Origin of the sequence: Fervidobacterium changbaicum, from assembly GCF_004117075.1 — a bacterium.
Lineage (GTDB): Bacteria > Thermotogota > Thermotogae > Thermotogales > Fervidobacteriaceae > Fervidobacterium > Fervidobacterium islandicum.
Genome location: NZ_CP026721.1, coordinates 1,622,292 through 1,647,495, shown reverse-complemented (window position 1 = coordinate 1,647,495; position 25,204 = coordinate 1,622,292). Strand labels below are relative to the sequence as shown.

Genomic DNA, 25,204 nt, shown 5'->3' with positions numbered 1-25,204 from the left:
TGGGAGGTGCCGATGATGGAAATAAAAGAAAATAGAACAGAAACGCCAAAGAAGAGTTTTTTCGCCCCGCTCATAGCTTGGAAAAATCTTTTTGAAAAGCCGGTAACTATACGCGTTCCAAAAGAAACCAGGGAAGCTGCTCCAAGGTACAGAGGTTTCCATGTGAACGATTGGGAAAAGTGTATCGGCTGTGGAACTTGTGCAAAGATATGTCCAACTGATGCGATAACGATGGTAGAAGTGCCTGATATGAAGCAAGAATACGGCATGAAACCACAAAGACCTACGATAGATTACGGCCGATGTAGTTTTTGTGCTATGTGTGTCGACATCTGTACAACAGGCTCTTTGAAAATGACAAGGGAATACATATTCATTTCTCCAAATCCTGAAGACTTCTACTTCGCGCCAACTGAGAAAGGCATACTTAACAAGACCCCAGAAGAAATCAAGATCGGTTGGACGAGGGATGAAGATAGCGACTTACTCGACCTTGATAGAGTTATGCCTGAAACACTCCCAGCTGAAGAACGTGTGGATTCTTTTGTTGAATTTGTCAAAGCTTACAGTAAAGAGCAGGCTATATCTGAAGCTGCAAGGTGTGTTGAGTGTGCTATCTGTGTTGACAGGTGTCCAGAGCACATGCAGATACCACAGTATATAAAGGCAATTTGGAAAGATGACTTACAGGACGCTCTCAAGTGGCTTCTCAAAGGTGTCGAAGATCAAAACAACTTCGGTGCAAATCCACTCTCAAGTGTTTGTGGAAGAGTCTGTACACATCGCTGTGAGGAAGTCTGTGCGATTTCTCACAGGGGAGAAGCAATCGCTATCAGATGGTTGAAGAGGTACATAACGGATAGCGTTCCAGCTGAAAAATGGCATGAAATTGTGACATTCGATGTGACAAAACAACCCAAGAAAGTTGCTATCGTTGGTAGTGGTCCTGCAGGATTGTCCGCTGCTTACTTCTTGGCAACGATGGGATACGAGGTAGATATCTACGAAGCACTCAACCGCCCTGGTGGTGTCATGAGGTACGGTATCCCGAGGTACAGGCTGCCAGACGAAGCACTTGATAAGGATATCGCATTCATCGAATCACTCGGTGTAAGGATCTTCACCGGTGTCGCTGTTGGGAAAGATATTACATTCGAAGAGTTGAAAAATAAGTACGATGCGATATTCTTGGCAACTGGTTTGACACTCGGTAGGTCTACAAAAATCCCGGGTTCTGACCATCCAGATGTTGTCCAAGCATTGCCACTGTTGAGGGCTATAAGAGATTACCTGCGCGGCGAAGCTCCGGAACCGAAGATACCCAAACGAGTCGTAGTTATCGGTGGCGGAAACGTCGCAATGGATATCGCAAGGAGTATGGCAAGGCTTCAAAAGATGAAATACGGTGAGGTAAATGTCACGGTCACATGTCTTGAAAGAACACACGACGAAATGCCCGCTGACATGGAAGAAATCGAAGAAGCCATTGAAGAAGGTGTAAAGATATGTCCGGGCTGGGGTCCTAGAAGAGTGATTTTCGATGATAGAGACAACATAAAAGGAATCGAATGTGTAAAATGTACCGAGGTCTTCGATGAAAACAGAAGGTTCAATCCTAAGTTCGACGAATCAACAGTTCAATACTACGACGGTGATATGATAATCGAAGCCATCGGTCAAGCACCCGATTACTCGTATCTCCCAGAAGAATGGAAATCGAAGCTCCAGTTCGTCGGACCAAGGATACTTACAAACAATCTCAGGCAAACACAGATTCCTTGGCTTTTTGCTGGTGGAGATATCGTCAATGGGCCGGACATAATACATGGTGTCGCAGATGGTTACTGGGCAGCAAGAGGTATTGACCAATACTTGAGAGAGCAGAAATGATAAGGAGGGAGAGCATGTACGACGTACTTAAGTTAGCGGAACAGTTTGAAATAGAAGGATTCAAGTTCTACAGAACCAAAAGGGACGAAGTGAAGAACAAGTCGGTAGCTGACATATTCGACTACTTAGCCCAGATGGAAAAAGAACACACTGAATTCATCAGAAGATTAAGAAAATCTCTTGAAGAAGGCTCGGAAATTGAATCGCTACCGCAGCAAAGTACTACGTATTACAAATCCAGATACGAAGGGCAAAAAATTTCCGAAACCTCTCAGGAAGACGATATAGCTGACCTTTCCGTTTTGAGGATGGCTTACTTAATCGAAAAAGACTTTATGGAATTTTACGAAAAAGCGGCTCAGAAAGAGATAGATGAAAGAGTGAAGAAGTTGCTCTTGGTACTGAGAGATTGGGAAGAGGGGCACAAGAGGATAATTGAAGAAGAAATAAAGGCGATAATTGAAAGGAACAACCTGGAGTTGGGGTTTTATCCATTTTAAAAATAATCCACACGAAAACTTAAAAGTTAAAAGCACTAAACACGAAGCGAGGCAGAAAGGCCTCGCTTCTTTGTTTACATCATTCGCAATATTATGATTGATAAAATTACCAAATCGCAAGAAAATGCAAATATTCACTAATAATTTCAAAAAAACAAACCTACATAATTAATTATCAACATTTAAAATTTTGAATGTTTTATTATATAATGTAACAAAATACCGCAGAATATTTCCTGCAACAATTTGCAACACTCAGCAAATTGTCTTTATCAATTTTTTAGGCATTTCAACTCTTTGAAGGGAGGGGTAGTTGTGAGGAAAGTTCTTCTGGCTCTTCTTGTGCTTGTACTGGCTGTTTCCACATTTGCGGCTATCAGGATAGGTGTATTCGAACCGCTCACGGGAGCTTTTGCTGCCGGTGGTCAGCTCACGCTCAAGGGTATCAGACTTGCTAACGAAATGTACCCAACGGTCCTTAACCAAAAGGTTGAGTTGATTGTTCTTGACAACAAAACCGACAAAGTTGAAGCAGCAAACGCAGTCACAAGGTTGATCCAAGTCTACAACGTAAGTGCGATCATCGGAAGTTATGGTAGTTCGTTAGCTATTCCTGGCAGCGAAGTTGCAAACAAGATGAAAGTCCCGATGGTAGGATGCTCACCAACGAACCCGCTAGTAACAAAGGACAAGGAATATGTTTTCAGAGTTTGTTTCATTGACCCATTCCAAGGAAGAGTTATGGCAAAGTTCGCGGTTGAGACACTTAAGGCAAAAACAGCGTATATCATCCAGGATATCTCTTCAGACTACTCAGTTGGGTTGGCACACTATTTCAGGAACGCTTTCATTGAATTTACAGGCAATAGCAAATCTGTCCTTGGAGTGGCTTCCTACCAAGGTGGAGACCAAGACTTCACATCCCAACTAACGTTGGCTAAGTCAAAGAACCCAGATGTCCTTTTCATCCCAGCTGGTTCCTATGGAGACGCTGCTTTGATTATGAAGCAAGCAAGGGAAATGGGAATTAAGTCAATATTCTTGGGCGGTGACACTTGGGAAGTTCCGGAAATAGTCCAAGTTGGAGGAGACGCAGTTGAAGGAGCTTACTTCAGCACTCACTTCGACGAGAAAGCTATGACAACTGAAATGACGAAAAAATTCGTTGAGGCCTACAGAAAGAAGTACAACGAAGAACCGAGTGCATTCGCAGCACTTGGTTTCGATGCCTACCTTGTCATCCTCGACGCGATTACAAGGGCAAAATCTGCAAAACCAGAGGACATCAAGAATGCGTTAGCTCAAACTAAGAACTTCCAAGGTGCAACTGGTTCTATAACATTCGATGAGAACGGAGACGCAATAAAAGATGCGATTGTAAAGAAGATAGAAAATGGCAAATTTAAGCTGATAACTATTGTAAAACCATAGGGTTTTACATAAGAGTTTAGGAGGGGATTACTATGAGAAAACTCATTATTTTCATTGCCTTGTTGCTGAGTTTATCAATCACCTTTGCAGCAAATGAAATCATGATAGGAGTTACTCAACCACTAACAGGAAACTATGCAATGGGTGGCCAGCTTGGTTTGAGAGGTATTGAAATGGCGTACGAAGAAGTACCATCCGTACTTGGAAGACCTATAAAGCTTGTCATTCTTGATAACAAGAGCGATAAGATCGAAGCTGCTAACGTTGTGACAAGGCTTATTGAACAGTTCAAAGTTTCCGCAATTATTGGCACTTACTCGAGTGCACTCGGAATACCAGGAGCCGAAATAGCGAACAAGAATAAAGTTGTTTACATCGCTCCTTCAAATACAAATCCACTCGTTACAAAGGACAAACCATTTGTATTTAGAGTTTGCTTCATCGACCCATTCCAAGGCACGGTAATGGCAAAATTTGCTGTCCAACACTTGAAAGCCAAAACAGCTGCTGTCATATATGATGTTTCGAACGACTACTCGGTTGGTCTTGCGTATTATTTCAGGGATGCATTTGTAAAATTGACCGGAGATCCCAAGTCAGTAAAAGTCTACATTGCATATCAAGGCGGAGACCAAGATTTCACAAGTCAACTTACCGCTGTTAAGAAAGCTAATCCTGACGTCATATTTGTACCAGCAGGAATAGTCGGCGATGCAGCCCTTATTGCTAAACAAGCACGCGAACTCGGGTTAAAACAGCCACTTCTCGGTGGTGACACTTGGGACCTACCACAGCTTATAGAAATCGGTGGTAGTGCAGTTGAAGGAGCTTACTATAGCACGATGTTTGATGTTAAAGCCGAACTATCAGATAAGACAAAACCATTTGTTGAAAAGTACAGAAAGAAATACAACGAAGATCCTGGTTATCTGCCTGCACTTGCTTACGATGCTTATATGGTACTAATCGATGCGATAAAGAGAGCAGGTAGCGATAACCCTGAAATGATAAGAAGGGCATTGCTTACAACAGATTTCATAGGTGTTTCCGGAAGAATAAGATTTGACCAGAACAGAGATGCAATAAAAGATGCGGTTATTAAAACGATAAAGAATGGCAAATTTGAGTTCGTAACTGTGATTAAGGGTGAATAGTTGACTACTACTTGTCGACAGGAGTGGCTTTCGCCATTCCTGTCTTTTAGTTTATCTATTTTTTCTCTTCTTGATTTTTCAATGATTTGGAGGTGTTGGGATGGACTGGAGCTTATTCTTGCAACATATGGTAAACGCTATTTCACTTGGTTTTGTTTTTGGATTGGTCGCGGTTGGTTATGCTCTCGTCTACGGTGTTGTAAAACTTGTTAACTTTGCACACGGTGACGTGTTTATGATGGCTGCGTATTTCATGTTTTACACATCTTTGATATTCGGTGCTCCTTGGCTAAGTGCCGTAATCTTGGGTATCGTTCTTACCTCTCTTCTTGGCGTAGGTATCGAAAAAGTTGCGTATAAACCGCTTAGGAAGTACCCCAGGATAAATTCTCTCGTGTCTTCAATAGGTATGTCGTTCTTACTTCAGAATTTTGCGGTTGTGGTCTTTGGTGGTATCCAAAGATCGTTCCCAGTTCCGGAACCGATGAAAAAAACTATAGTACTCGGTGAGGTTAGAATACAAGCGGTGTCTATTTACACGATTATATTCTCAATAATAGTTGTTCTAATACTCACGTTTATACTACAGAAAACAAAAACAGGACTCGCAATGCGTATCCTCTCTCGAGATTTCGACACAGCAAGGCTCATGGGAATAAATGTTAACAGAACAATTTCATTCACTTTTGCTCTTGGTTCAGGACTTGCCGCTGTTAGTGCCGTTTTTTGGGCACTCAGATATCCACAGATATTTCCATTCATGGGGCAGTATCCTGGTAGTAGGGCTTTCATAGCCGCAGTTGTTGGTGGTATCGGGAGTCTTAAAGGCGCGCTTATAGGTGGATTTGTTCTTGGTTTGTTAACCGTGCTAATTCCTGCTATGTTCCCAGAATACTCTGGTTATCGTGAAGCTTTTATCTTCTTGCTCTTAGTTCTCGTTCTCATTTTCAAACCAAATGGCCTCTTTGGTCAGGAGGTAGGTGAAAAAGCATGAAGCGCTCAACAAGAATTATGCTTAGTATAATGCTGATCATTATCGTTTATATTTTCGTATTTTTTGCTGAAAAGTATATGGATCCTTTCATAAAGAGGATTTTAAATACCGGATTCATTTACGTTATTCTTGCCGTCAGTTTGAACCTAATAAATGGATTTACGGGTCAATTTTCTCTCGGGCACGCTGGTTTTATGGCAATAGGTGCGTACACTTCTGCACTGTTGTACATGTCACCTGAGAGCAAGTTGTCTAATTTCTTCATGGAACCACTGATTTCACCGCTTGATAAGATACACATACCGTTCTTCTGGGCATTGCTGATAGGTGGATTAATGTCTGCACTTATGGGTTTTATCGTCGGTGCTCCGAGTCTTAGAGTGCGCGGTGACTATCTTGCAATCGTTACATACGGTTTTTCAGAAATCATTCGGTCTCTTTTTAACAACTTGCAGAACATAACAAACGGGCCGTTAGGCTTAAAGGGGTTGCCAACCTACACGAACCTGTGGTGGACAGTTAGTTGGGCAATAGTAACTATTATAGTCATCAGAAGGATTGTTGATAGTTCTTACGGAAGGGCACTGAAAGCTATAAGAGACGATGAGGTGGCTGCGGAAAACTTGGGTATAAATCTTTTCAAACATAAAGTTCTCGCATTTGTTGTTGGAGCATTTTTCGCAGGCATCGCAGGGGGACTTTTGGGTAGCTTGCTCATGACTATTGACCCAAACTCCTTTAGCATATTGTTTACTTATCAGATAATAACCATAATACTACTCGGAGGGCTTGGAAATATTACCGGTAGTGTTATTGTTGCAATCGGCTTTGCTTTCCTGATGGAAGCTCTAAGATTTGTCGAAATGCCAATGAAAATATTCGGAATAACGATTCCGGGTATTCTTGGTATGCGTATGCTCATCTTCTCGATTCTGCTGATGATTACCATCCTCTTCTTCAGGCAAGGTCTATTTGGACAACGTGAGTTCACTTGGGAAGGCTTCTTCAGGCTGTTCACAAAAAGGAAGGTGAGCCAATGATGACGTTGCAGGCAACCGCCCCTTCAAAAGAAGTGAAAACAACTGTTTTGAAGATGGAACATGTAACTAAAAAGTTCGGCGGTCTTGTCGCAGTATCTGATTTTAACTTAGAACTGAAAGATGGCGAGCTATTAGGATTGATAGGTCCAAACGGAGCAGGAAAAACAACGATATTTAACTTAATAACACACGTCTTCCCAGTAACAGAGGGAAGGATAGAGTTTCTCGGAAGAGATATAACGAATCTTAAAACTGACAAAATTATAAGGCTTGGGGTCGCGAGAACATTTCAGAATATAAGACTTTTCGGCAATATGACAGTTAAGGAAAACATAATGACAGCATTCCACGCACATCTTAAGTCTGATTTGTTCTCAGCTATCGCGTTTTTACCAAATTATCAAAAAGAAGAAGAATACATTCAAACGATGACCTGGGAACTGATGAAAGAGCTGGGCATAGACCACCTTGCAGATTATAAGTCCACATCTTTGCCCTATGGTCTTCAAAGAAAGCTCGAGATAGCTAGAGCGTTGGCAACAAGGCCTAAACTGTTGCTTTTGGATGAACCTGCGGCTGGTATGAACCCTGACGAAACGCTTGAATTAAACCAGCTAATTCTGAGGATCAGAGAGAAGTTTAAACTTACGGTCATAGTTATAGAACACGATATGAAAGTTATCATGAATATCTGTGAGAGAATTATCGTTCTCGATCATGGAGTCACGATTGCAGAAGGCACTCCAGAAGAGATTCAAAAGAATCCAGTTGTGATAAAAGCTTACTTAGGTGCAGGTGATGAAGATGCTTGAGATTATGGATTTGCACGTACACTACGGCGGTATTCACGCACTGAAAGGGATATCTATGAAAGTCGAGGATGGTCAAATAATATCACTTATAGGTGCAAATGGTGCAGGTAAGTCAACAACTCTTAGGACCATTTGCGGCTTGAAAGAGGCATCGAGAGGAAGCATAAAATACAACGGCAGAGAACTGACGAAACTTGACACAAGCGAAATAGTAAGAATGGGGATCACGATGGTTCCAGAAGGTCGTAGAGTCTTTTCAAACTTGACAGTTTACGAAAATCTCCTTGCAGGTGCATATTTGAGGAAAGATAAAGAACAGATCAAGAAGGATATAGAGTACGTCTTCGACCTCTTTCCCAGGTTACGAGAGAGAACTAATCAAAGGGCCGGTACGTTGTCAGGTGGAGAGCAACAGATGCTTGCCATCGGAAGAGCTTTAATGTCAAGGCCAAAGCTGTTACTTTTCGATGAACCATCACTCGGTCTTGCACCCGTCATTGTTAAGGAAGTATTTCAGATGATCAAGAAAATTCACAGTGAGGGAGTTACGATATTCCTCGTTGAACAAAACGCATATGAAGCCCTCAAGTTGGCTGATTATGCGTACGTTCTTGAAACCGGAAGAATAGTACTTGAAGGTACTGGAAAAGAACTTCTCGAAGATGAAAGAGTTAGGAAAGCGTATCTCGGCGGATGATTACAAATGATAGTAGGCTTTAGAAAATCGCGGAGGTTATTCAAACCTCCGCTTTTTTGTGCTAAACTCTGTTTGGAGAATTAGAAAATTACTCAAAAACACTTTGGTTTGCACTTCAGGGGAGGGAGCTTGGCTTTGCAATTTAACGAGCTATACGATCAGCTGAAATCTATCCACGGAGAATTGGGCAAATGGTGGCCAGGCACAACCGAAGAAATCATCGTTTCCGCTGTTTTAACACAAAACACAAATTGGAAAAATGTCCAAAAGGCTTTGGAAAATATCAGGAACAACTGTGAAGAAGACATACTCACCTGTCTGACAAAGAAAAGTGTACAAGAGCTCTCCGCACTTATTAAGCCTGTCGGTTTCTTCAATATTAAAGCCGAGAGGTTAAAGAATCTCTTGAAATGGATCGAAAAGTATGATTTGGACATACAAGCAATTAAGCAACTAGGCACTGAACGAGTTCGTGAGGAATTGCTGAGTATCAAAGGTATCGGCAAAGAAACTGCGGATTCAATTATTCTTTATGCATTGGAACTACCTATTTTCGTAGTAGATGCTTACACGAAACGCATCCTAGAGAGGATCTTAAACATTAAATTTAAGGAGTACGATGAATACAGACTGCTATTTGAAAGCTTCTATCCCAAAAATGTACCATTATATCAGGAATTTCACGGACTGATAGTTGAACATGCGAAGGCATTTTGTAAAACGAAACCTAGGTGTGAAATGTGCCCTATAGAACAATGCGGCTACAAAACAAGAAGAGAAACCAAATGAAAAGCCAGGGGAACTACCCCTGGCTTCAATTTTTAGCGCTTAAACTATTAGAGTTACTGCTGCTTGTAGAGTTCAAAGTAGTCGTTACCCGGTCTCATCGGGTTCGGATACCAACCCTTGACCCATGCTCTCTGAGCTCTGACTCCCACTGGTTGGTAAACTGGGATACTAATGTAGTTGTCGATTGCGAATTTCTGAATCTGTACATATAGTTTAGCTCGTTCTTCAGGGTCTGAAGAATTCCTCGCCATTTCTATCAATTCATCTAAGCTCTTGCCACCGAGTTCTTTTCTTGGTGTGCTAACGAATTTTTTGAAATTATCTCCCTGTCTTGGTGCGTAAGTTCCTGCCGAATGATAGAACGTGAATATAAAATTGTCTGGGTCAGGGAAGTCGGCAAGCCAGTTGAATATCGGCATCGGAAGTTCTGACTTTCTCATAGCATCAAGATAGCTTGGCCAGTTAAGTGCCGCTATGTCTACTTTGATCTTGCCAGGCGCTATCATTTCGAGGTAGGTTTTTATCATCTCAGCAATTCTTTGTCGCATCATGTTTCCTGTGTTGTAGGCTACTGTGAACTTTATTCCAACCTTTAAGGCCTTACCATCCCAAGCCTTTTCAAGTGCTTTTCTTGCTTCAGTAACGTTGAATTTATAGAGTGGAAGTGACGGGTCAAATCCAAGTAATCCGTTTGGAAGAGCAGCTGGTATCCTTGTACCGTAACCTTTTAGAACATCTCTGATCACAGCATCGTAGTTGATAACATAAGATATCGCTTTTCTTGCGTTGATATCACTAAAGAAGTCTGGTGGTAATCCGTTTCCATCCCACTTTCCGCTACCAATATATTTGCTGTTCGGTGAAACTGACCAAGAGAAACCAACAACTGTGACCGACATAGACGGGATGTTATCAATAATTTGTATGTCCTTGTTTCCTCTTATTTGGTCGAGATATTCAAGAACAATAGCTATATCGTCAGCGTCGCCTTTTTCAAGCATCAGTTTCCTTGTTCCCCATTCACTTACGGTGAGTAGTATGACCTTCTTAAGCTTTGGTTCTCCGCGCCAGTAATCTTTATTTGCTTCGAGCACTACTTTTCTGTTGGTTCTATCCCATTCAACAAGTTTGAAAGGACCTGTCCCGATCGCTGTTGCGTAAAGTGGTGATTTTTCCTTAGCGATATTTCTATACTTCCACCAAGTATCTGGCTTGCCATCCCAAAGCCCCATTTTTACGGATGTTTCTTTATCAAGTACAGCTGACCATCCAACCGTGTGTGCCATTATTGTGAGGAATGGACCGTATGGTCTGACAAGTTTGAAGACAACGTTGTCACCCTCGACTTCGATAGCGGGGTCAATAACTTCCTTGTACATCTGGACAAGCTTATCCTTGAACTCTGGTAACGGTTCTCCGTCTTTGAATATCTCTGTAACGGGTTTTCCGACGTACTTTTGTATCATTTCATTAAGCGAGTTGACACCAAAGATGGCATTCCACAGCATCCACATGGGGCCGCCAGTTGGGTCGTACAACAGCCCTCTTTCAAAGGAGTACTCCACATCCTCAGGTGTTAATGCGCTACCATTGTGGAACTTGACTCCTTTTCTGATAGGGAATACGTACGTCTTCCCACCGTCTTTGATAAGACCGTTCTTCAAACTTGGAACTTGCGTCGCCAGTCTTGGTTCAAACTCTGTCAAACTGCTCCCCTTGTAGGCAATAAGGCTTTCGTATACGTTGTAGATAATCTCACCGCTGACCGTATCGTAGGCCTGGTGGATATCCAAGGTATCCGGTTCACCAACGCCAGCTGACACGTAAATAGTCGGATCGAACGCAAAAGCAACGACCGCCAAAGCCAAAATACTTACCAGTAGGTACTTCACGTACTTCATGCCAATCCCCCCTTTCAAGGTACGATGCTGTTAACTAAAAGTATTGAAAATTTCCAAAAACCGTATTATCTTCTTATTAGTGGAACACCCCCCACCATCAATTCTCACAAAAAGGAGGTACTCCACTATGCAAAATTCTGTAGTCTCTTGCCCCAAATGCGGCTCTACCAACATCTACAAAAACGGTCATGATAAGTACGGTAACCAACAATACTTTTGCAAAGACTGTAAGCGCACTTTCAGACTTGTTCATTCAAAAAAACACAAGCTCTTCTCTTTCCCTTATCCTAAATGCCCTGTCTGTGGAAAAACTATGCAAATCCACAAAATCAAAAAAGCCTTCGTTAAGTTCCGTTGCCGTTCTTGCCATACCAGAGACGAAATCCCAACTAACTTACCTCAATTTGTCCCTCTTCCTTTCGACTCTTTCAAGTTCTTCCGTTTCCCTATCTTTATTGTCCTTAAAGCCTTCGTCCTTTATTTCAAAGCTGTGTCCTTGCGTTCCATCAGAGACTCACTTAATATCAAAGTCTCTCATGTCGCTATCTACAAGTGGATCCTTAAGTTGTCTTGTTTCTTTTCCATCCTCGTTCCTGTAGATGCTTTCAAAGTCCATGGTGATGAAACTGTCGTTTTGTTTAAATCCAAAAAGTACTACGTTTGGTTCTTAGTTGAGCACGATTCGAATCTTATTGTTGCTTGGCATGTATCCAAATATCGCGATATGGGTCAAGTGAAGATATTGTTAGAGAAGTTCTTTGGTAACAACGAAAGAACAATCGAACTAATTACAGATGGACTTGGTGCATATGGTGCAGTGAAGATACTATACAAGAATATCAATCATATTGTTGTGAGACTTGGGCAAAACAATCAATGTGAATCGAAGTTTTCGTTATTCCAAGACTTTGTACGAGCCAAGCGTGGATTTAAGAATATTGACAATCTTCCAATGTACGTGAACAGCTTTTGTGTAGTGAGAAATCTCTTGAAACTGAACAACAATGATATTGCGCGTGTTATCTGTGTTCTATTGTCTTCCATCACTACAAGTTAACAGGATCATCAATTCTCACAAAAAGGAGGTACTCCACTATGCAAAATTCTGTAGTCTCTTGCCCCAAATGCGGCTCTACCAACATCTACAAAAACGGTCATGATAAGTACGGTAACCAACAATACTTTTGCAAAGACTGTAAGCGCACTTTCAGACTTGTTCATTCAAAAAAACACAAGCTCTTCTCTTTCCCTTATCCTAAATGCCCTGTCTGTGGAAAAACTATGCAAATCCACAAAGTCAAAAAAGCCTTCGTTAAGTTCCGTTGCCGTTCTTGCCATACCAGAGACGAAATCCCAACTAACTTACCTCAATTTGTCCCTCTTCCTTTCGACTCTTTCAAGTTCTTCCGTTTCCCTATCTTTATTGTCCTTAAAGCCTTCGTCCTTTATTTCAAAGCTGTGTCCTTGCGTTCCATCAGAGACTCACTTAATATCAAAGTCTCTCATGTCGCTATCTACAAGTGGATCCTTAAGTTGTCTTGTTTCTTTTCCATCCTCGTTCCTGTAGATGCTTTCAAAGTCCATGGTGATGAAACTGTCGTTGTGTTTAAATCCAAAAAGTACTACGTTTGGTTCTTAGTTGAGCACAATTCGAATCTTATTGTTGCTTGGCATGTGTCTAAGTATCGTGATATGGGTCAGGTGAAGATATTGTTAGAGAAGTTCTTTGGTAACAACGAAAGAGAAATCGAACTAATCACTGATGGACTTGGTGCGTATGGTGCAGTGAAGATACTATACAAGAATATCAACCATATAGTTGTGAGACTTGGGCAGAACAATCAATGTGAATCTAAATTTTCGTTATTCCAAGACTTTGTACGAGCCAAGCGTGGATTTAAGAATATTGACAATCTTCCAATGTACGTAAACAGCTTTTGTGTAGTGAGAAATCTCTTGAAACTGAACGGGAATGATATTGCGCGTGTTATGAGTGTTCTATTGTCTTCCATCACTACAAGTTAACAGCATCCAAGGTACAGTTCCGTCTCTCACTTTTACTTCAAATAGTATACCATATACATTAACGAAATGTTCCGTTTTTTAACCATATGGTTTGTAATATGAAAATTAGATGCTCGATACTAGACTTTCACAACTCGTGACTTCGTTTGTATGCTTCATATATTGCAGACATTATTGCACCCTTGACTCCATTCTTTTCAAGTTCGTACAAGCCTCGTATAGTAACTCCTCCGGGTGAAGAAACTAGGTACTTCAACCTCGAAGGTTCGATGTTCATATGTTCCAGCAACTTTATGGAACCTTCAAAGGTTCTGAGTACAATATCTCGCGCGTAATCCGGATTGACACCGATATTTATCGCTCCTTCTATAAAACTTTCCAACACGAAAGCAACAAAAGCTGGGCCACTGCTGTTAAGCACAGTAAACGCATCGAATTTATCTTCCTCCAATTCCATTATCTCACCGAATGGAGAGATTAATTCTGAAAATTCTTTCCGTTTTTCCATAGGTACGTGTTTACTGTAGCAGACAGCGGTAATACCTATGGAAATCTTCGAAGTTATCGTGGGCATTATTCTGATTATCTTGTTCTTACGAGTGGCAGACGAAATCTCTTCTATCCTTTTGCCAGCAGCAGTACTTACTATAATTCCGTTTTCTTGTGATACTCCAGCAAGTGCCTCGTATACTTGCGGGGCTTGTTGAGGTTTTACGCAGAGGAACGTGTAATCAGATTCCTGATAGACTTCCTGGATGTTCGCACAGATCTTAATATTCTCAAACGCTTCATACTTTCGAACTTTTTCGGGTGACCTATTGTATATAAAGAACTCGTGTTCACTTTTGCTGTTTAAAACCTCTAAAATCATGCTACCGATGTTTCCAACACCTACTATCCCTACTTTCATACATATCACCAACCGTCTCAGCAAATTCCTTTTTTCTTTATAATGTTTTTATCTCAAGAATCACGTTATCTGCGTGTACTACTTCATCGTATGTGTAAATCTCTTCAGGGATTTCCGAAGTTCTTAACCCTTTTATTCGTTGAATTTCATCGGCTGAATAGTTTGTGATACCTCTTCCCAAAATCTCCTCACCATGAGCTAAAAGAACGACATCACCTTTTTCGAACTTACCTTCAACATCAACTACCCCAACAGGTAACAGACTCTTTCTATTTAACAAGGCAGTTCTCGCACCTTCGTTTATGTAAACCGTTCCTTTTGGCTTGCTGATGTACTTCACCCATGATTCTCTTTTGGATAGTCTTCTTTGCTTCGAAGTAACAAACCTGGTTCCACATTTCGCTCTTCTAAGTATCTTTTTTACACATTCCAAATTCCTGCCATTAATCACATACGAATCCACGCCGCTTTCAACTGCAATCTTTGCAGCCGCAATTTTCGAAAATATACCGCCAGAACCAAAAGAAGTTTTTCCAAGTTCGGCTATTTTTACGTTTTGGATGTCAATTGGATAGTTCTCTATAACCGTTCCATCTTCTCCTATTACACCATCAACTGAAGTCATAAGGAACAGATAGTCAGCACCCCAGCATATCGAAAACATGGCAGAAAGCACGTCATTATCACCGAACTTTATTTCATCAACCGAAATCGTGTCATTTTCGTTCACAATAGGTACGATACCAAGTTCACTTAGACCAATTAGTGTGTTTCTGAGATTTAGAAACCGCTGCCGGTTGTTAAAGTCGTCCCTCGTCAACAATATCTGTGCAACTTGCCGATTGTAAAAACTAAACGCCTGCTGATATATTTCCATTAACTTAGGTTGGCCGATGGCACAAAGTGCTTGCTTGGATAGAAGGCTTTTAGAATGTCCTTTGAATGCTAACAATGCTCTTCCAGAAGCTGCAGCACCAGATGAGACAATTGCCACTTGATGGCCTGAACCCATTAGCTCGTCGACAAGCGAGACCAGCTTCATAACATACGTCTTATCTATTGCATCTTCCTTGACAAGCAAATTACTGCCAACCTTCAGTACAATCTTAGCCATAATGTCAATCACTCCTATGGTTATTTTCTGACATGATAATCACCGAAGACGATAAATTTAGTTGTTGTTAGTTCTTTGAGTCCTACAGGGCCTCTCGCGTGAAACTTTTGAGTGCTTATGCCAATCTCAGCTCCCATTCCAAATTGTCCACCATCTGTGAACCTTGTTGAAGCATTAACATAAATTGTTGATGAATCTATTGCATTTAAGAATTTCATAGCGTTTGAATAGTTCTCAGTAAGAATTGCTTCGGAATGTTTTGTAGAATATTTCTTGATATGCTCAATTGCCTCATCTAACGAAGAGACAACCTTCACGGATATAATCAGGTCCAAATATTCAGTTGCCCAATCTTCCTCAGTGGCCGGGGCACATTCTATGACCTTTCTGGTCTCCTCACAGCCACGAATTTCAACCTTCTTATCATCAAATAACTTTTTCAACTTTGGTAAGAATTCGGAGGCTATTTTTCTGTGGACTAATAAAGTTTCCACAGCGTTACAGGTTCCAGGTCTTTGGGTTTTCGCGTTATCTATTACTGCAATTGACTTGTCAATGTCCGCACTCTCATCAACGAATATATGACAGACACCAGCCCCCGTTTCCAAAACAGGCATCTTTGCGTTACTTACAACATAGTCAATTAAAGATTTGCCTCCTCTCGGAATGATTAAGTCGATCAACCCGCGTTGTTTTAATATGTAATCAACAACACTTCTATCAGTATGTTCGACTAATTCAACCGAATTTCTTGGTAAATCAGCGTCATCTAATGCTTGTTTTATAAGTTTGACAAGAGCCTTGTTTGAATTTAGCGCATCAGAACCACCTTTAAGTAATATCGTGTTTCCCGACTTTAGTGCCAAAATGGAAGTTTCGATCGTCACATTTGGACGTGATTCGTAAATAATAGCAAGAACACCTATCGGAACACGGACTTTGTAAATTGTCAAACCGTCTTCTCTGACGAACGAGTCGACAACTTCACCGATGGGATCTCTCAAGCTTTCGACAATCTGACAACTTTCAATCATTTCGTCTATCCTTTTATCGTTAAGTACCAGCCTATCTATCAGAGATTCTTTGACCTTCAATTCACGAGCTCTTTCTACATCTTTGCTGTTTTCAGCTTTCAGATACTCTCGGTTTTCATCTATTTTCTCAGCAAGCCTTTTCAGAAATTTGTTCTTTTTCTCAGACTTTTCTCGACTTAACACCTCGAAAGCTTCTCTCAAATTCTTAAGAGAGAGTTCCACATCTTCGTACACAATAATCCCCCCTACTTTACGTTCCAGAATTTTTGAATATTATAACACAAGCAACACCAAAGTTGTCCACTTCCCACTTACTTGATTTTTTATTGAGCATATGCTAAAATAATTCCGTATCAACACAAGAGTCGGGGTGTAGCGCAGGTGGCTAGCGCGCTTGCATGGGGCGCAAGAGGTCGCTGGTTCAAGTCCAGTCACCCCGACCAAAAGTAAAAGCAGAAAGAGGGCATCAAAAATGGTGCCCTCTTTTTTGTTTTCTTAGACTGTTCTGAAATAAACTCGGCAATTTTGAGAATTGAATAATTTGCGATAGACTTAGAGTAAAAAGTTGGCCATGAGAACTGTAATACCAAACAAGGGGGAGCCTTATGCAACTGTTTTTCGTCTTTGGGCCTGTAGTCGCACTTATGTTGGTTGCTTACAACTTCTATTCATTCCTCAAGAAACCAGAAGGAACTGAACGGATGAGAGAAATTTCTATATGCATTCGCAAAGGAGCAGACGCATTCATTACCACGAATACAGAACAGTTGCAATTTATACCATCGTTATCGCGGTCGTCCTCAGTCTCTTAACAGCATGGTACGTAGGTATTGCTTTTCTTTTCGGTGCATTTATGAGTTCTTTAGCAGGTTGCTTCGGCATGAAAGCCGCCACTAGGGCGAATGTAAGAGTCTTGGAAGCTGCAAGGTAAACGAAAAGAATTGGACCTGCTTTAAAGATTGCATTCCAAGGCGGTTCTGTTATGGGACTTTCAGTCGGTGCACTGGCGCTCTTGGGAATTAACATAGTGCTAACCCTATTCAAAAACCAGCTGAGCTTTGAAAGCATGCAGATCTTTAGTAATCACATAGGTGTTAATTTCATCCCATTCGCCATGACCTTATCAGGTTACTCACTTGGTTGTTCGATAGTCGCTATGTTCGACAGGGTTGGTGGAGGGGTTTACACTAAAGCAGCCGACATGGCAGCTGATTTTGTTGGAAAAACAGAGTTAAAACTTCCCGAAGATGATCCCAGAAACCCTGCAACGATTGCTGATAACGTCGGTGACAACGTTGGAGACGTCGCCGGTCTTGGTGCGGATTTACTTGAAAGCTTTGTGGGTGCGATGCTGTCTGCTATTGTACTTGCTTCTTACAACTACGTACTTTCTGGCAAATTCTATGAAACGGCAGTAAAACTAATTCTCTACCCGATAGCCTTTACTACGGTCGGCTTGATTGCATGTTCGATAGGTATAATGTTTGTGGTTTTCAGAAAACTATCAGATAAACCACACCAAGAGCTCAACACAGCGCTTATCATATCCGCTCTCTTAACCGGTGTTGGAAATTTTGCACTTACAGGGATATTGTTAAAAAGCGAATCAAACGAAGCACTTGTGAATTACGGATTCCGATATGGTCCTTACTCAGCTTTCTTTTCAGTGGGATACTCATAGAAGCGGTCGTTAAGTCTGCTTCGAAGATGGTTGAGGAAATCAGAAGACAAGTTAAAGAAATGCCTGGTATACTTGATGGTACCCAGACTCCCGATTATGAAAGATGCATCACGATCAGTGCGGACGGCGCTCTCAAACAGATGGTCCTTCCGGCGATGATAGCTATCGTGACACCTTTGATATCTGGTTTCACCTTCGGTGTTGATTTTGTAGGTGGTCTACTTGTGGGAACAACGCTTAGTGGAATAATGCTCGCAATATTTACAGCAAATGCCGGTGGTGCGTGGGATAATGCAAAGAAACATTTGGAGCAGGGCAAAATCCCAGGTTTGGCAAAAAGATCGGCGGAGCACGCCGCTTTGGTTGTAGGCGACACTGTTGGTGATCCATTGAAGGATACGGTCGGTCCTAGCCTCGATATACTGATAAAAATCATGGCGGTGATTTCACTTATCTTCGCAACGCTCTTTCAAAAGTTCAGTATTTTTTAAGATGCACGAAAAAAGGCGCTCGTTTGAGCGCCCTTTTATTAGCTTTCTGGTATAATCTTTGCTATTTCTGGTATTACTTCGATGAACACTTCCCTGCCTTCAGTGAGATTTTTATCGAACGGAGGTAACACCTTGACCATCACCTCTCCGTAATCCGTTTGAATGTAGTATTCTGAGAAGTTTCCAAGATAGACTATCGTCGTTATTATTCCCTTCACCGGTCCTTCCTTTGATAGTTTCAAGCCTTCCGGCCTGCAACCGAGAACGTACTTCTCACTTCTCTTAGTAGGAACTGAAGGAATTTCGTAGACTGCATTCTTCAGTTTGACAACCGTTTTGTCCGGCTGAAATTCCACAACATCTATTGGGAAAAAGTTGATTTTACCCATAAACTCAGCCGCGAATTTACTCTCCGGTTTTTCGTAAATCTCTTCCGGTGTACCTATTTGTTCTATTTTTCCACCTTTCATGAGAACAATTTTATCTGAAAGTGTTAGTGCCTCTGTTCGATCGTGCGTGACATATATTGCCGTTATACCTACTTCTTTTTGAATTCTCTTGATTTCAACCCTCATCTGCTCTCTCAACAATACGTCAAGATTTGACAACGGTTCGTCAAAAAGAAGAACCGAAGGTTCAACAACAAGCGCTCTTGCAAGAGCCACCCTCTGTTGTTGTCCACCCGAGAGACTGGAAGGCGGCCTTTCTTCAAACCCTTCAAGTCCAACAACCTTTAAAATGGCTTTGACCTTCTTCTCTATCTCTTCCTTCGGTACTTTTCGCATCTTCAATCCATAGGCAATATTTTCAGCAACGTTCATGTGAGGGAACAGTCCGTAACTTTGAAAAACCATAGCTGTGTCTCGTTTCCATGGTGGAATTTCTACCACGTTTACATCGTTAATTAGTATCATTCCACTGGTTGGCTTCTCGAAGCCAGCAATCATTCTTAAAGTTGTCGTTTTACCGCATCCAGAGGGCCCCAGCAAAGTAACGAATTCCCCCGGGTTAACTTCGAAGCTGATATTATCGACCGCGGTTACTTCTCTTCCTCTGAAATCTTTAAATACTTTAGACACGTTCTTTATTTTCAATGAGACCTGCTTCATCGTATGTATCCCTCTCTTTTCATTGTTGGACAATCGTTTTTTCTAAATATTCGCTCTTACGAACGAGAAGCCTCAATAATCCGAAGACAACAAGGATTATGATTATAAGTACCGAAGATAGTACGCTTGCAAGACCGAATCTTAGATTCTCTGAGAAATTGTATATCTGCATAGTAATATGATACCACTTCGCCGAAATCAAGAACACCACCGCGCTAACTGCGGTCATAGATCTAACAAAAGTGTAAGAAAGGCTTGAAATAAACGCTGGTCTTATGAGCGGAAGAATTATAGTCGAGAACACTGTCTGTGGGTTAGCTCCCAGATTTTGAGCTGCTTCTTCTATCGATGGATCTATTTGTTTCAGAGTAGCAACTCCGCCTTCTACCCCTACGGGCAATTCTCTGATCACGTAATTTATCACAATAATCGCAGCCGTTCCAACCAATATTAGTGGTGGCTTATTGAACGCTATCACATAACTTATACCCACAAGCGTACCTGGTATTGAAAATGGTAATAGTACAAGACCTTGCAACAGTTTTTTGCCTGGGAACTTTTTACGAACAAAGAGAAACGCAACAATCATTGAAAATACACCTGCAATTGGCATCGCAACAGTCGCAAGCAAAGTTGTATCCGTTAACGCTTTTTTACCGCGCTGGAGTGCCTCGACGATGTTTGCAGTTGTAAAGGTATAATCTATTCCCCAGTTCTTGACGAAACAACCCATAAAGATTGTTGAATACAAACCTACCAGGAATATTATAATTACATACGCTATCACACTGAGAACCCTTCTTGCACCAGGGCTTACAATCTCAACTATCCTACCGCTGGGTTTACCTGTGACCGTAACGTACGATTTCCTGTTAACGACATACCTTTGCAAGTAGAATGCGGTGAGCGTAGGAAGTAACAGCAATAACGACAGAGCAGCACCTCTGTCTAAGCGATTCATACCAGTTACTTCGAGGTACGCAGTGACTGAAAGCACGTTGAATTTTCCACCAAGCATTAGAGGATTCGCAAAGTCGGCCACCGAATTCGTAAAAACAAGCAGCCACGAGCTTAGCAGCCCTGGAAGTGATAGTGGTAGCGTTACTGTTGTAAAGACCTTCCACCTACTTGCACCGAGGTTCATTGAGGCTTCTTCAAGCGTGCTGTCTATAGCTTCTAAAACACCGACCATCGTAAGATACGCAATTGGGAACATTCCCATCGTCTGCGCAATTACCAAACCATCTAAACCGTATATATCCCAATTCAATTTCAGAAGTTGCTTGGTTATAAGTCCATTTGAACCAAACAAGAGTATTATGGACAAGGTTAAAGAAAACGGCGGTGAAATGACCGGCAGCGTTGCTAATGTGGAGATAAATTTCTTTCCCTTGATTGCTGTTCTCGTAACTAAAAATGCAAAAAGGAAACCTACGATCGTGGAAACAGTCGCTGTTATGGAACCGAGTAACACGCTGTTAGCAAACGCTTTCAAATATCCTTTTTCAGTAAGTACTGTCTTCCATACACTGGTAGTAAACGTGCCGGTTCTCATGAAGGTCAGCCTAACCGCTTCATAAAGCGGGTAGACGATGAATACCAAAACGACTCCAAAAGTGACAATTATTGCGTACGTTGTCACCGGATCTATCGAGAACGTAGCAATCGCAAAAGCAATTGCGAAAAGTCCATAGAATATCAGGAACATAACATCTACTGTTCTGAGTAGTTTCAAAGAGTCACTTGCTGGATGGAGCTGGATAAGAATCCCGGCTACTTCAAAGTCTTTAACAATAGGTGTAAAGACTACAAAATAGTCTTTGTTGTCAACTCTTAGGATATTAGAGGAAAGATATACTTCTTCATAAAAAGCATGTTCTTCTCCGTAGCTGTAGTCAGGGAGCGTTTTAACAAGTCCCTTCAAACCCTTTCTTGTCTCGTATTCTTCACCTTCAAATGTTGACTTGTAGACAAGGATGTCGGGGAATCTCTCACTTATAGAGTCAACTTCCATAGTCGATATTGAGTTTGCCAACCTGAATAAGTTCTCCCGCAAGGAGCGGGAGAACTCGTTTCTTATCGTTGTACGTATCCAAAAGAGCACAAAAAACAAAATGCTGAGCGCAATGACATATTTAATTATTTTCCAATTTCTTTGTTCCATCTGTCCACTAACCTCTCTCTGTTTTGAGCTTCCCAAAGAAGGTCTTGCTGGACTAACTTCACATCTGATAGTTTGTAAACCATCTTATTTTTCGGTGCCTTAGGTGATAGAGGAATCACGTACCAGCTTGCGATTATTTCCTGCGCTTTGTCGCCAAGTATCCAGTTGTAGAGTTTTTTTGCTTCGAGAGGTTCTTTTCCACCCTTTATAAGTGACATTGCTGCTATTTCATATCCGGAGCCTTCTGAAGGCAGTGTGATGATGATAGGCGCTCCCTCTTTTTGAAGTTTCACAAGGTCGTGGAGATAGCCAATCGCTATGGTCGTCTCACCAATTGCACAATCTTTTCCTGGTGCTGAACCTGACTTGGTATACATGTTTACGTTTGCGTCAAGCTTCTTTAAGTAGTCAAAAACCTTGTTTTCATCTCTGTTGTAAAGGTTAATCAAGGTTGTAATAACGTTATACGCAGTACCTGAAGTGTTCGGATTTGCCATTCTTATTAGCCCTTTGTACTGTGGCTTTATCAAATCTGCCCAGCTTGTTGGTGGTGTGATACCAAGTTCTTTGGCTTTGTTCTTGTTTGTCGCAAACGCGAGAGGTCCAACGTAGAGACCTATCCAATAGCCGTCAGGGTCTTTGAATTTCTCGTCTATGAACTGACTGTATGGAGCTTTGTATGGAGTTGTAAGACCTTTCAACTTCGCTTCAACATGGAAGACACCAACACCACCGACCCATATCGAGGCTTGTGGATTGTTCTTTTCTGCTTCAAGCCTTGCAAGTACTTCACCAGTCGATAATCTTACCCAGTTGACCTTTATACCCGTTTCCTTTTCGAATTCTTGGAAAAGAGCCTTTGCAAGTGGCTCTTCAAGAGTGGTATAAGCATTAACGTAGTTGCCTGCGTACGCGATAACTACTGATAATACGAAAACCAAGAACAAGAGCTTTTTCATACCTTTCACCTCCCTATGTTGGTTAAGAATAGTATAGCATGAAAAGGCTTATCCATTTCAGTAGAAATTTGCAGAAATTCCAGGTTATGTTAATAACTGCCAACCGGATTGGTATCAAACAAAGTAGTATGGAACATCAACTTTGTATTTCCCTCTAAATTCTGGTTCTTTAAGCATCAGCGGACTATCCAAATCGTGGAAATCGAACGCACCTGTTCCGAGTGCAAAGTGAACGCTTTGATTAACACCAAGGCTCGATTCTGCCATACAACCAATCATCAACCTTAAATTTGCGGCTTTCACCATCTCAACAATCGCAAGTGCATCACTTATACCTGATTTCATAAGCTTGATGTTTACATAATCCACCGCTTCTTCTCTTATCAACCTCATCACATCGTACTTTGTTCTTGCACTTTCATCTGCAGCAACTGGGAACGGTGAATTCCATCTCACGTACTTGAGACCTTCGATATCGTGCATAGCCACAGGCTGTTCAAATACATGTATATCGATACCCGCCCGGTATAGCTCTGTCACAAACTTAACCGCCTGTTTCGGTGTGTAACCGGTGTTCGCATCGACGATGTATTTGCATCCTTTTGAAACTTCGTAAATCGCCATCATCGCTTGTATGTCTTCTTCTAAGTTTTCCCCCACTTTGATCTTTATAACGTTATGCCCACGTTGAACTATCTCTTTTGCTTCTTCCACACGTTCTTCAATAGAACCAATGCTTATCGTGTAGTCTGTTTCTATCTTCGTTTTCGCACCACCGAGTATCTGATAGACTGGAACACCTGTCTCCTCACTGAAAGCGTCAAGTACTGCGTACTGAATAGCAGCCTTTATACTTGGTGTACCGAACAACTTGTCTGTCACATCGAATATCTGTCGATAATGCCTTACGTCCATCCCTACTATCATATCATTTACAACACTCTCTAATCCCATCAAAGCAGCTACCTTTTCACCGTTGACTCTAAAAGATGGTGAAGCTTCGCCATATCCGACAACACCATTGTCCAATTCGACGGCAACTTCAATATTTTCTGTGTCGTACGAAATGTTGTTCGTTATGTGGAACGGTTTGACGTATTCAAAGCGATTCAGCTTGAATTTCACAGATTTGATTTTACCCATCTTCAGTCCCCTCCATCTCAACAAGTTTAACGAATCTCTTCGAATTTCAGTACTTCGATCTCGCTTTTTAAATCTACTACGTACCCGTCTTCCTCTTTGCTGATAATTTCCATCTCTCCCGTCTGGTTATCGTAGGGATCCAATCGCCAAGCCTTTTTTTCAGGATAAAAATCCCCTTGAAATTCTGTGTTTGCAAACATCCTGAACCCATCGAGGTTAGTGAAGTAGAATATGCGCATGGGCTCTTGTTCTCTTCTTCCTCCACCAAACGAAAGGTCAACAGGAACCCAGCCGTATTTTTCAAGATAGATAAGTGCCCAATCGTGCGACGAAGCACCCAGTGGCGTTATACTCCAGCCCGATTGCCATTTTGCCGGTATACCAATCATTCGACATAGCGTGATGAAAAGTAGCGCTTGGAATCCGCAGTCTCCTTTGAACGTTGTCGCTACGTATTCGGGGATATTATCGTACAGTGCGTACGGAAGAACGTACGAATAGTTCACGTTTAGCGTAACGAAATCGTATATCCTCCTTGCACGAGTGAGGTCATCGAAAGTTGTGTAGTCTTCTCCGTGAAATATCGTATGGATGAGCTCTTTTAAGAAAGGTGAGAAGACGATGTGAGGGGGTAACTCGCTGAGGTCTTCTTTTGTGGGCTTTTCAGTGAAGAGTGACTGCTGTCCAATCCATTCGTGAATCGTGTATTCGAATTCTACATAGAACTTCTCCGTATCTTTCCCTTCCATGTAAACCGTCCTTTGACCAACCGAGTTGTCTGCAATCTCACATTCATGGCTCGAACTTATCAACTGCACATCACTTTGCTGAAATCCCTCTTTTGGGAAGGGCAACCACACGCGAACCTTTTCCTCTTTCGGATTTTCCTTTCCAACGGTTATTCTTGCACGCACGCGGTAGCTTTTCGGCTTTCCACTCTTAAGCAACCTTTCAACCGCCTTGTTTATTGTCTCCCGTCTTCGAATTGTTTGCTTGTCGACTCTTTGTCTCGATTTATATTCTTTCTCGTTGAAAGCCAAGTTTTTATCGAACCTGCTTTCGAAAAACCTCTGCGTTTCGATGTATATCCAGTCGATTTTGCCCTCTTTCCAAAGCTGCTCAAATTCAGACTTGGTTGCGTTCTTATAGGACTTTTTGAAAATCCTAAGTGCTTCGTCGTGGGGATATTTGTAGGTTCGTTTGAGAAGTTCCATTCTAAACAGTTCAAATTTCAGCCGCTCTCTCATCTGTGGTGGCAGTCTGTGTTCTAATATCTTGTCGATTTGCTTGTGCGCTTTTTTGAAAAAACCTTGATATATGTATTTTTTCAAAACATCTGGAAGTGGATAGGTAAGAAAATCCATCT

At 41.6% G+C, this 25,204-nt stretch carries 20 protein-coding genes, 1 tRNA gene and 2 pseudogenes; 14 read left to right on the top strand and 9 right to left on the bottom strand.

Annotated features, from left to right (window positions below; translation table 11 throughout):
* The first annotated feature begins 15 nt into the window (after nucleotides 1–15).
* The 9 genes from CBS1_RS07560 (at nucleotide 16) to CBS1_RS07520 (ending at nucleotide 9,307) form a co-directional block, all read left to right on the top strand.
* Nucleotides 16–1,890, top strand: a complete 1,875-nt coding sequence (locus CBS1_RS07560; protein ID WP_033191618.1) for an FAD-dependent oxidoreductase — start codon at nucleotides 16–18, stop codon at nucleotides 1,888–1,890.
* 14 nt (nucleotides 1,891–1,904) lie between these two features.
* On the top strand, nucleotides 1,905–2,390 hold the full coding sequence (locus CBS1_RS07555; RefSeq protein ID WP_090223098.1) for a ferritin-like domain-containing protein: 486 nt from the start codon (nucleotides 1,905–1,907) through the stop codon (nucleotides 2,388–2,390).
* A 315-nt stretch (nucleotides 2,391–2,705) separates the two neighbouring features.
* Entirely contained in the window at nucleotides 2,706–3,821 is a 1,116-nt protein-coding gene (locus tag CBS1_RS07550; RefSeq protein WP_033191620.1) for an ABC transporter substrate-binding protein, read from the top strand.
* Between the two features lie 32 nt (nucleotides 3,822–3,853).
* Nucleotides 3,854–4,975, top strand: a complete 1,122-nt coding sequence (locus CBS1_RS07545) for an ABC transporter substrate-binding protein (RefSeq protein ID WP_090223096.1) — start codon at nucleotides 3,854–3,856, stop codon at nucleotides 4,973–4,975.
* Nucleotides 4,976–5,075: 100 nt separating this feature from the next.
* The gene (locus CBS1_RS07540; protein WP_090223094.1) at nucleotides 5,076–5,969 is read left to right on the top strand and encodes a branched-chain amino acid ABC transporter permease; all 894 of its coding nucleotides are present in this window, start codon (nucleotides 5,076–5,078) and stop codon (nucleotides 5,967–5,969) included.
* A complete protein-coding gene (locus CBS1_RS07535; RefSeq protein ID WP_128998137.1) occupies nucleotides 5,966–7,009 on the top strand; it encodes a branched-chain amino acid ABC transporter permease in 1,044 nt (347 codons plus the stop codon). Before CBS1_RS07540 ends, CBS1_RS07535 begins: the two co-directional genes overlap by 4 nt.
* Nucleotides 7,006–7,821, top strand: coding sequence for an ABC transporter ATP-binding protein (locus CBS1_RS07530; protein ID WP_236938381.1), 816 nt, complete (start codon nucleotides 7,006–7,008; stop codon nucleotides 7,819–7,821). The genes CBS1_RS07535 and CBS1_RS07530 overlap by 4 nt, the downstream gene beginning before the upstream one ends.
* The gene (locus CBS1_RS07525; RefSeq protein WP_033191624.1) at nucleotides 7,814–8,518 is read left to right on the top strand and encodes an ABC transporter ATP-binding protein; all 705 of its coding nucleotides are present in this window, start codon (nucleotides 7,814–7,816) and stop codon (nucleotides 8,516–8,518) included. Before CBS1_RS07530 ends, CBS1_RS07525 begins: the two co-directional genes overlap by 8 nt.
* Before the next feature lie 135 nt (nucleotides 8,519–8,653).
* Nucleotides 8,654–9,307 carry an endonuclease III domain-containing protein gene (locus CBS1_RS07520; protein ID WP_033191625.1) on the top strand — a complete coding sequence of 218 codons (654 nt, stop codon included), beginning with the start codon at nucleotides 8,654–8,656 and terminating at the stop codon, nucleotides 9,305–9,307.
* Nucleotides 9,308–9,360: 53 nt separating this feature from the next.
* Here the strand turns inward: CBS1_RS07520 and CBS1_RS07515 are convergent, their stop codons facing one another.
* Nucleotides 9,361–11,208, bottom strand: coding sequence for an ABC transporter substrate-binding protein (locus tag CBS1_RS07515; RefSeq protein ID WP_090223093.1), 1,848 nt, complete (start codon nucleotides 11,206–11,208; stop codon nucleotides 9,361–9,363).
* 127 nt (nucleotides 11,209–11,335) lie between these two features.
* Here CBS1_RS07515 and CBS1_RS10515 point away from each other — a divergent pair, with 127 nt between their 5' ends.
* The 3 genes and pseudogenes from CBS1_RS10515 to CBS1_RS10510 all read left to right on the top strand — a co-directional run bounded on the left by CBS1_RS10515 (nucleotide 11,336) and on the right by CBS1_RS10510 (nucleotide 13,233).
* On the top strand, nucleotides 11,336–12,265 hold the full coding sequence (locus CBS1_RS10515; protein ID WP_033191365.1) for a DDE-type integrase/transposase/recombinase: 930 nt from the start codon (nucleotides 11,336–11,338) through the stop codon (nucleotides 12,263–12,265).
* Between the two features lie 38 nt (nucleotides 12,266–12,303).
* Nucleotides 12,304–12,375: pseudogene (locus CBS1_RS10895) on the top strand (hypothetical protein); the annotation flags it as partial.
* 114 nt (nucleotides 12,376–12,489) lie between these two features.
* Entirely contained in the window at nucleotides 12,490–13,233 is a 744-nt protein-coding gene (locus CBS1_RS10510; protein WP_338323351.1) for a DDE-type integrase/transposase/recombinase, read from the top strand.
* Nucleotides 13,234–13,360: 127 nt separating this feature from the next.
* On the opposite strand, the gene proC is transcribed toward CBS1_RS10510, so the two are convergent.
* The 3 genes from proC to CBS1_RS07500 are packed head-to-tail and all read right to left on the bottom strand — an operon-like array spanning nucleotide 13,361 to nucleotide 16,525.
* Complete coding sequence (gene proC, locus CBS1_RS07510) at nucleotides 13,361–14,167, bottom strand: pyrroline-5-carboxylate reductase (protein WP_305367216.1); 807 nt, start codon at nucleotides 14,165–14,167, stop codon at nucleotides 13,361–13,363.
* A gap of 13 nt (nucleotides 14,168–14,180) precedes the next feature.
* On the bottom strand, nucleotides 14,181–15,257 hold the full coding sequence (proB, locus tag CBS1_RS07505; protein ID WP_090223051.1) for a glutamate 5-kinase: 1,077 nt from the start codon (nucleotides 15,255–15,257) through the stop codon (nucleotides 14,181–14,183).
* Nucleotides 15,258–15,277: 20 nt separating this feature from the next.
* Nucleotides 15,278–16,525 carry a glutamate-5-semialdehyde dehydrogenase gene (locus CBS1_RS07500; RefSeq protein ID WP_241685502.1) on the bottom strand — a complete coding sequence of 416 codons (1,248 nt, stop codon included), beginning with the start codon at nucleotides 16,523–16,525 and terminating at the stop codon, nucleotides 15,278–15,280.
* Between the two features lie 132 nt (nucleotides 16,526–16,657).
* Between CBS1_RS07500 and CBS1_RS07495 the strand changes: the two genes are divergently transcribed.
* A tRNA-Pro gene (locus CBS1_RS07495) sits at nucleotides 16,658–16,734 on the top strand.
* 162 nt (nucleotides 16,735–16,896) lie between these two features.
* Nucleotides 16,897–18,463, top strand: a pseudogene (locus CBS1_RS07490) (sodium/proton-translocating pyrophosphatase).
* A 38-nt stretch (nucleotides 18,464–18,501) separates the two neighbouring features.
* Here CBS1_RS07490 and CBS1_RS07485 read toward each other — a convergent pair.
* The 5 genes from CBS1_RS07485 to CBS1_RS07465 all read right to left on the bottom strand — a co-directional run bounded on the left by CBS1_RS07485 (nucleotide 18,502) and on the right by CBS1_RS07465 (nucleotide 25,202).
* Entirely contained in the window at nucleotides 18,502–19,572 is a 1,071-nt protein-coding gene (locus CBS1_RS07485) for an ABC transporter ATP-binding protein (protein ID WP_090223047.1), read from the bottom strand.
* A 19-nt stretch (nucleotides 19,573–19,591) separates the two neighbouring features.
* A complete protein-coding gene (locus CBS1_RS07480) occupies nucleotides 19,592–21,736 on the bottom strand; it encodes an ABC transporter permease (protein ID WP_090223046.1) in 2,145 nt (714 codons plus the stop codon).
* On the bottom strand, nucleotides 21,712–22,695 hold the full coding sequence (locus CBS1_RS07475) for an ABC transporter substrate-binding protein (protein ID WP_033191632.1): 984 nt from the start codon (nucleotides 22,693–22,695) through the stop codon (nucleotides 21,712–21,714). The genes CBS1_RS07480 and CBS1_RS07475 overlap by 25 nt, the downstream gene beginning before the upstream one ends.
* 114 nt (nucleotides 22,696–22,809) lie before the next feature.
* The gene (locus tag CBS1_RS07470; protein ID WP_090223044.1) at nucleotides 22,810–23,838 is read right to left on the bottom strand and encodes an L-Ala-D/L-Glu epimerase; all 1,029 of its coding nucleotides are present in this window, start codon (nucleotides 23,836–23,838) and stop codon (nucleotides 22,810–22,812) included.
* A gap of 26 nt (nucleotides 23,839–23,864) precedes the next feature.
* Nucleotides 23,865–25,202, bottom strand: a complete 1,338-nt coding sequence (locus tag CBS1_RS07465; protein ID WP_033192570.1) for a transglutaminase-like domain-containing protein — start codon at nucleotides 25,200–25,202, stop codon at nucleotides 23,865–23,867.
* Nucleotides 25,203–25,204 lie beyond the last annotated feature (2 nt).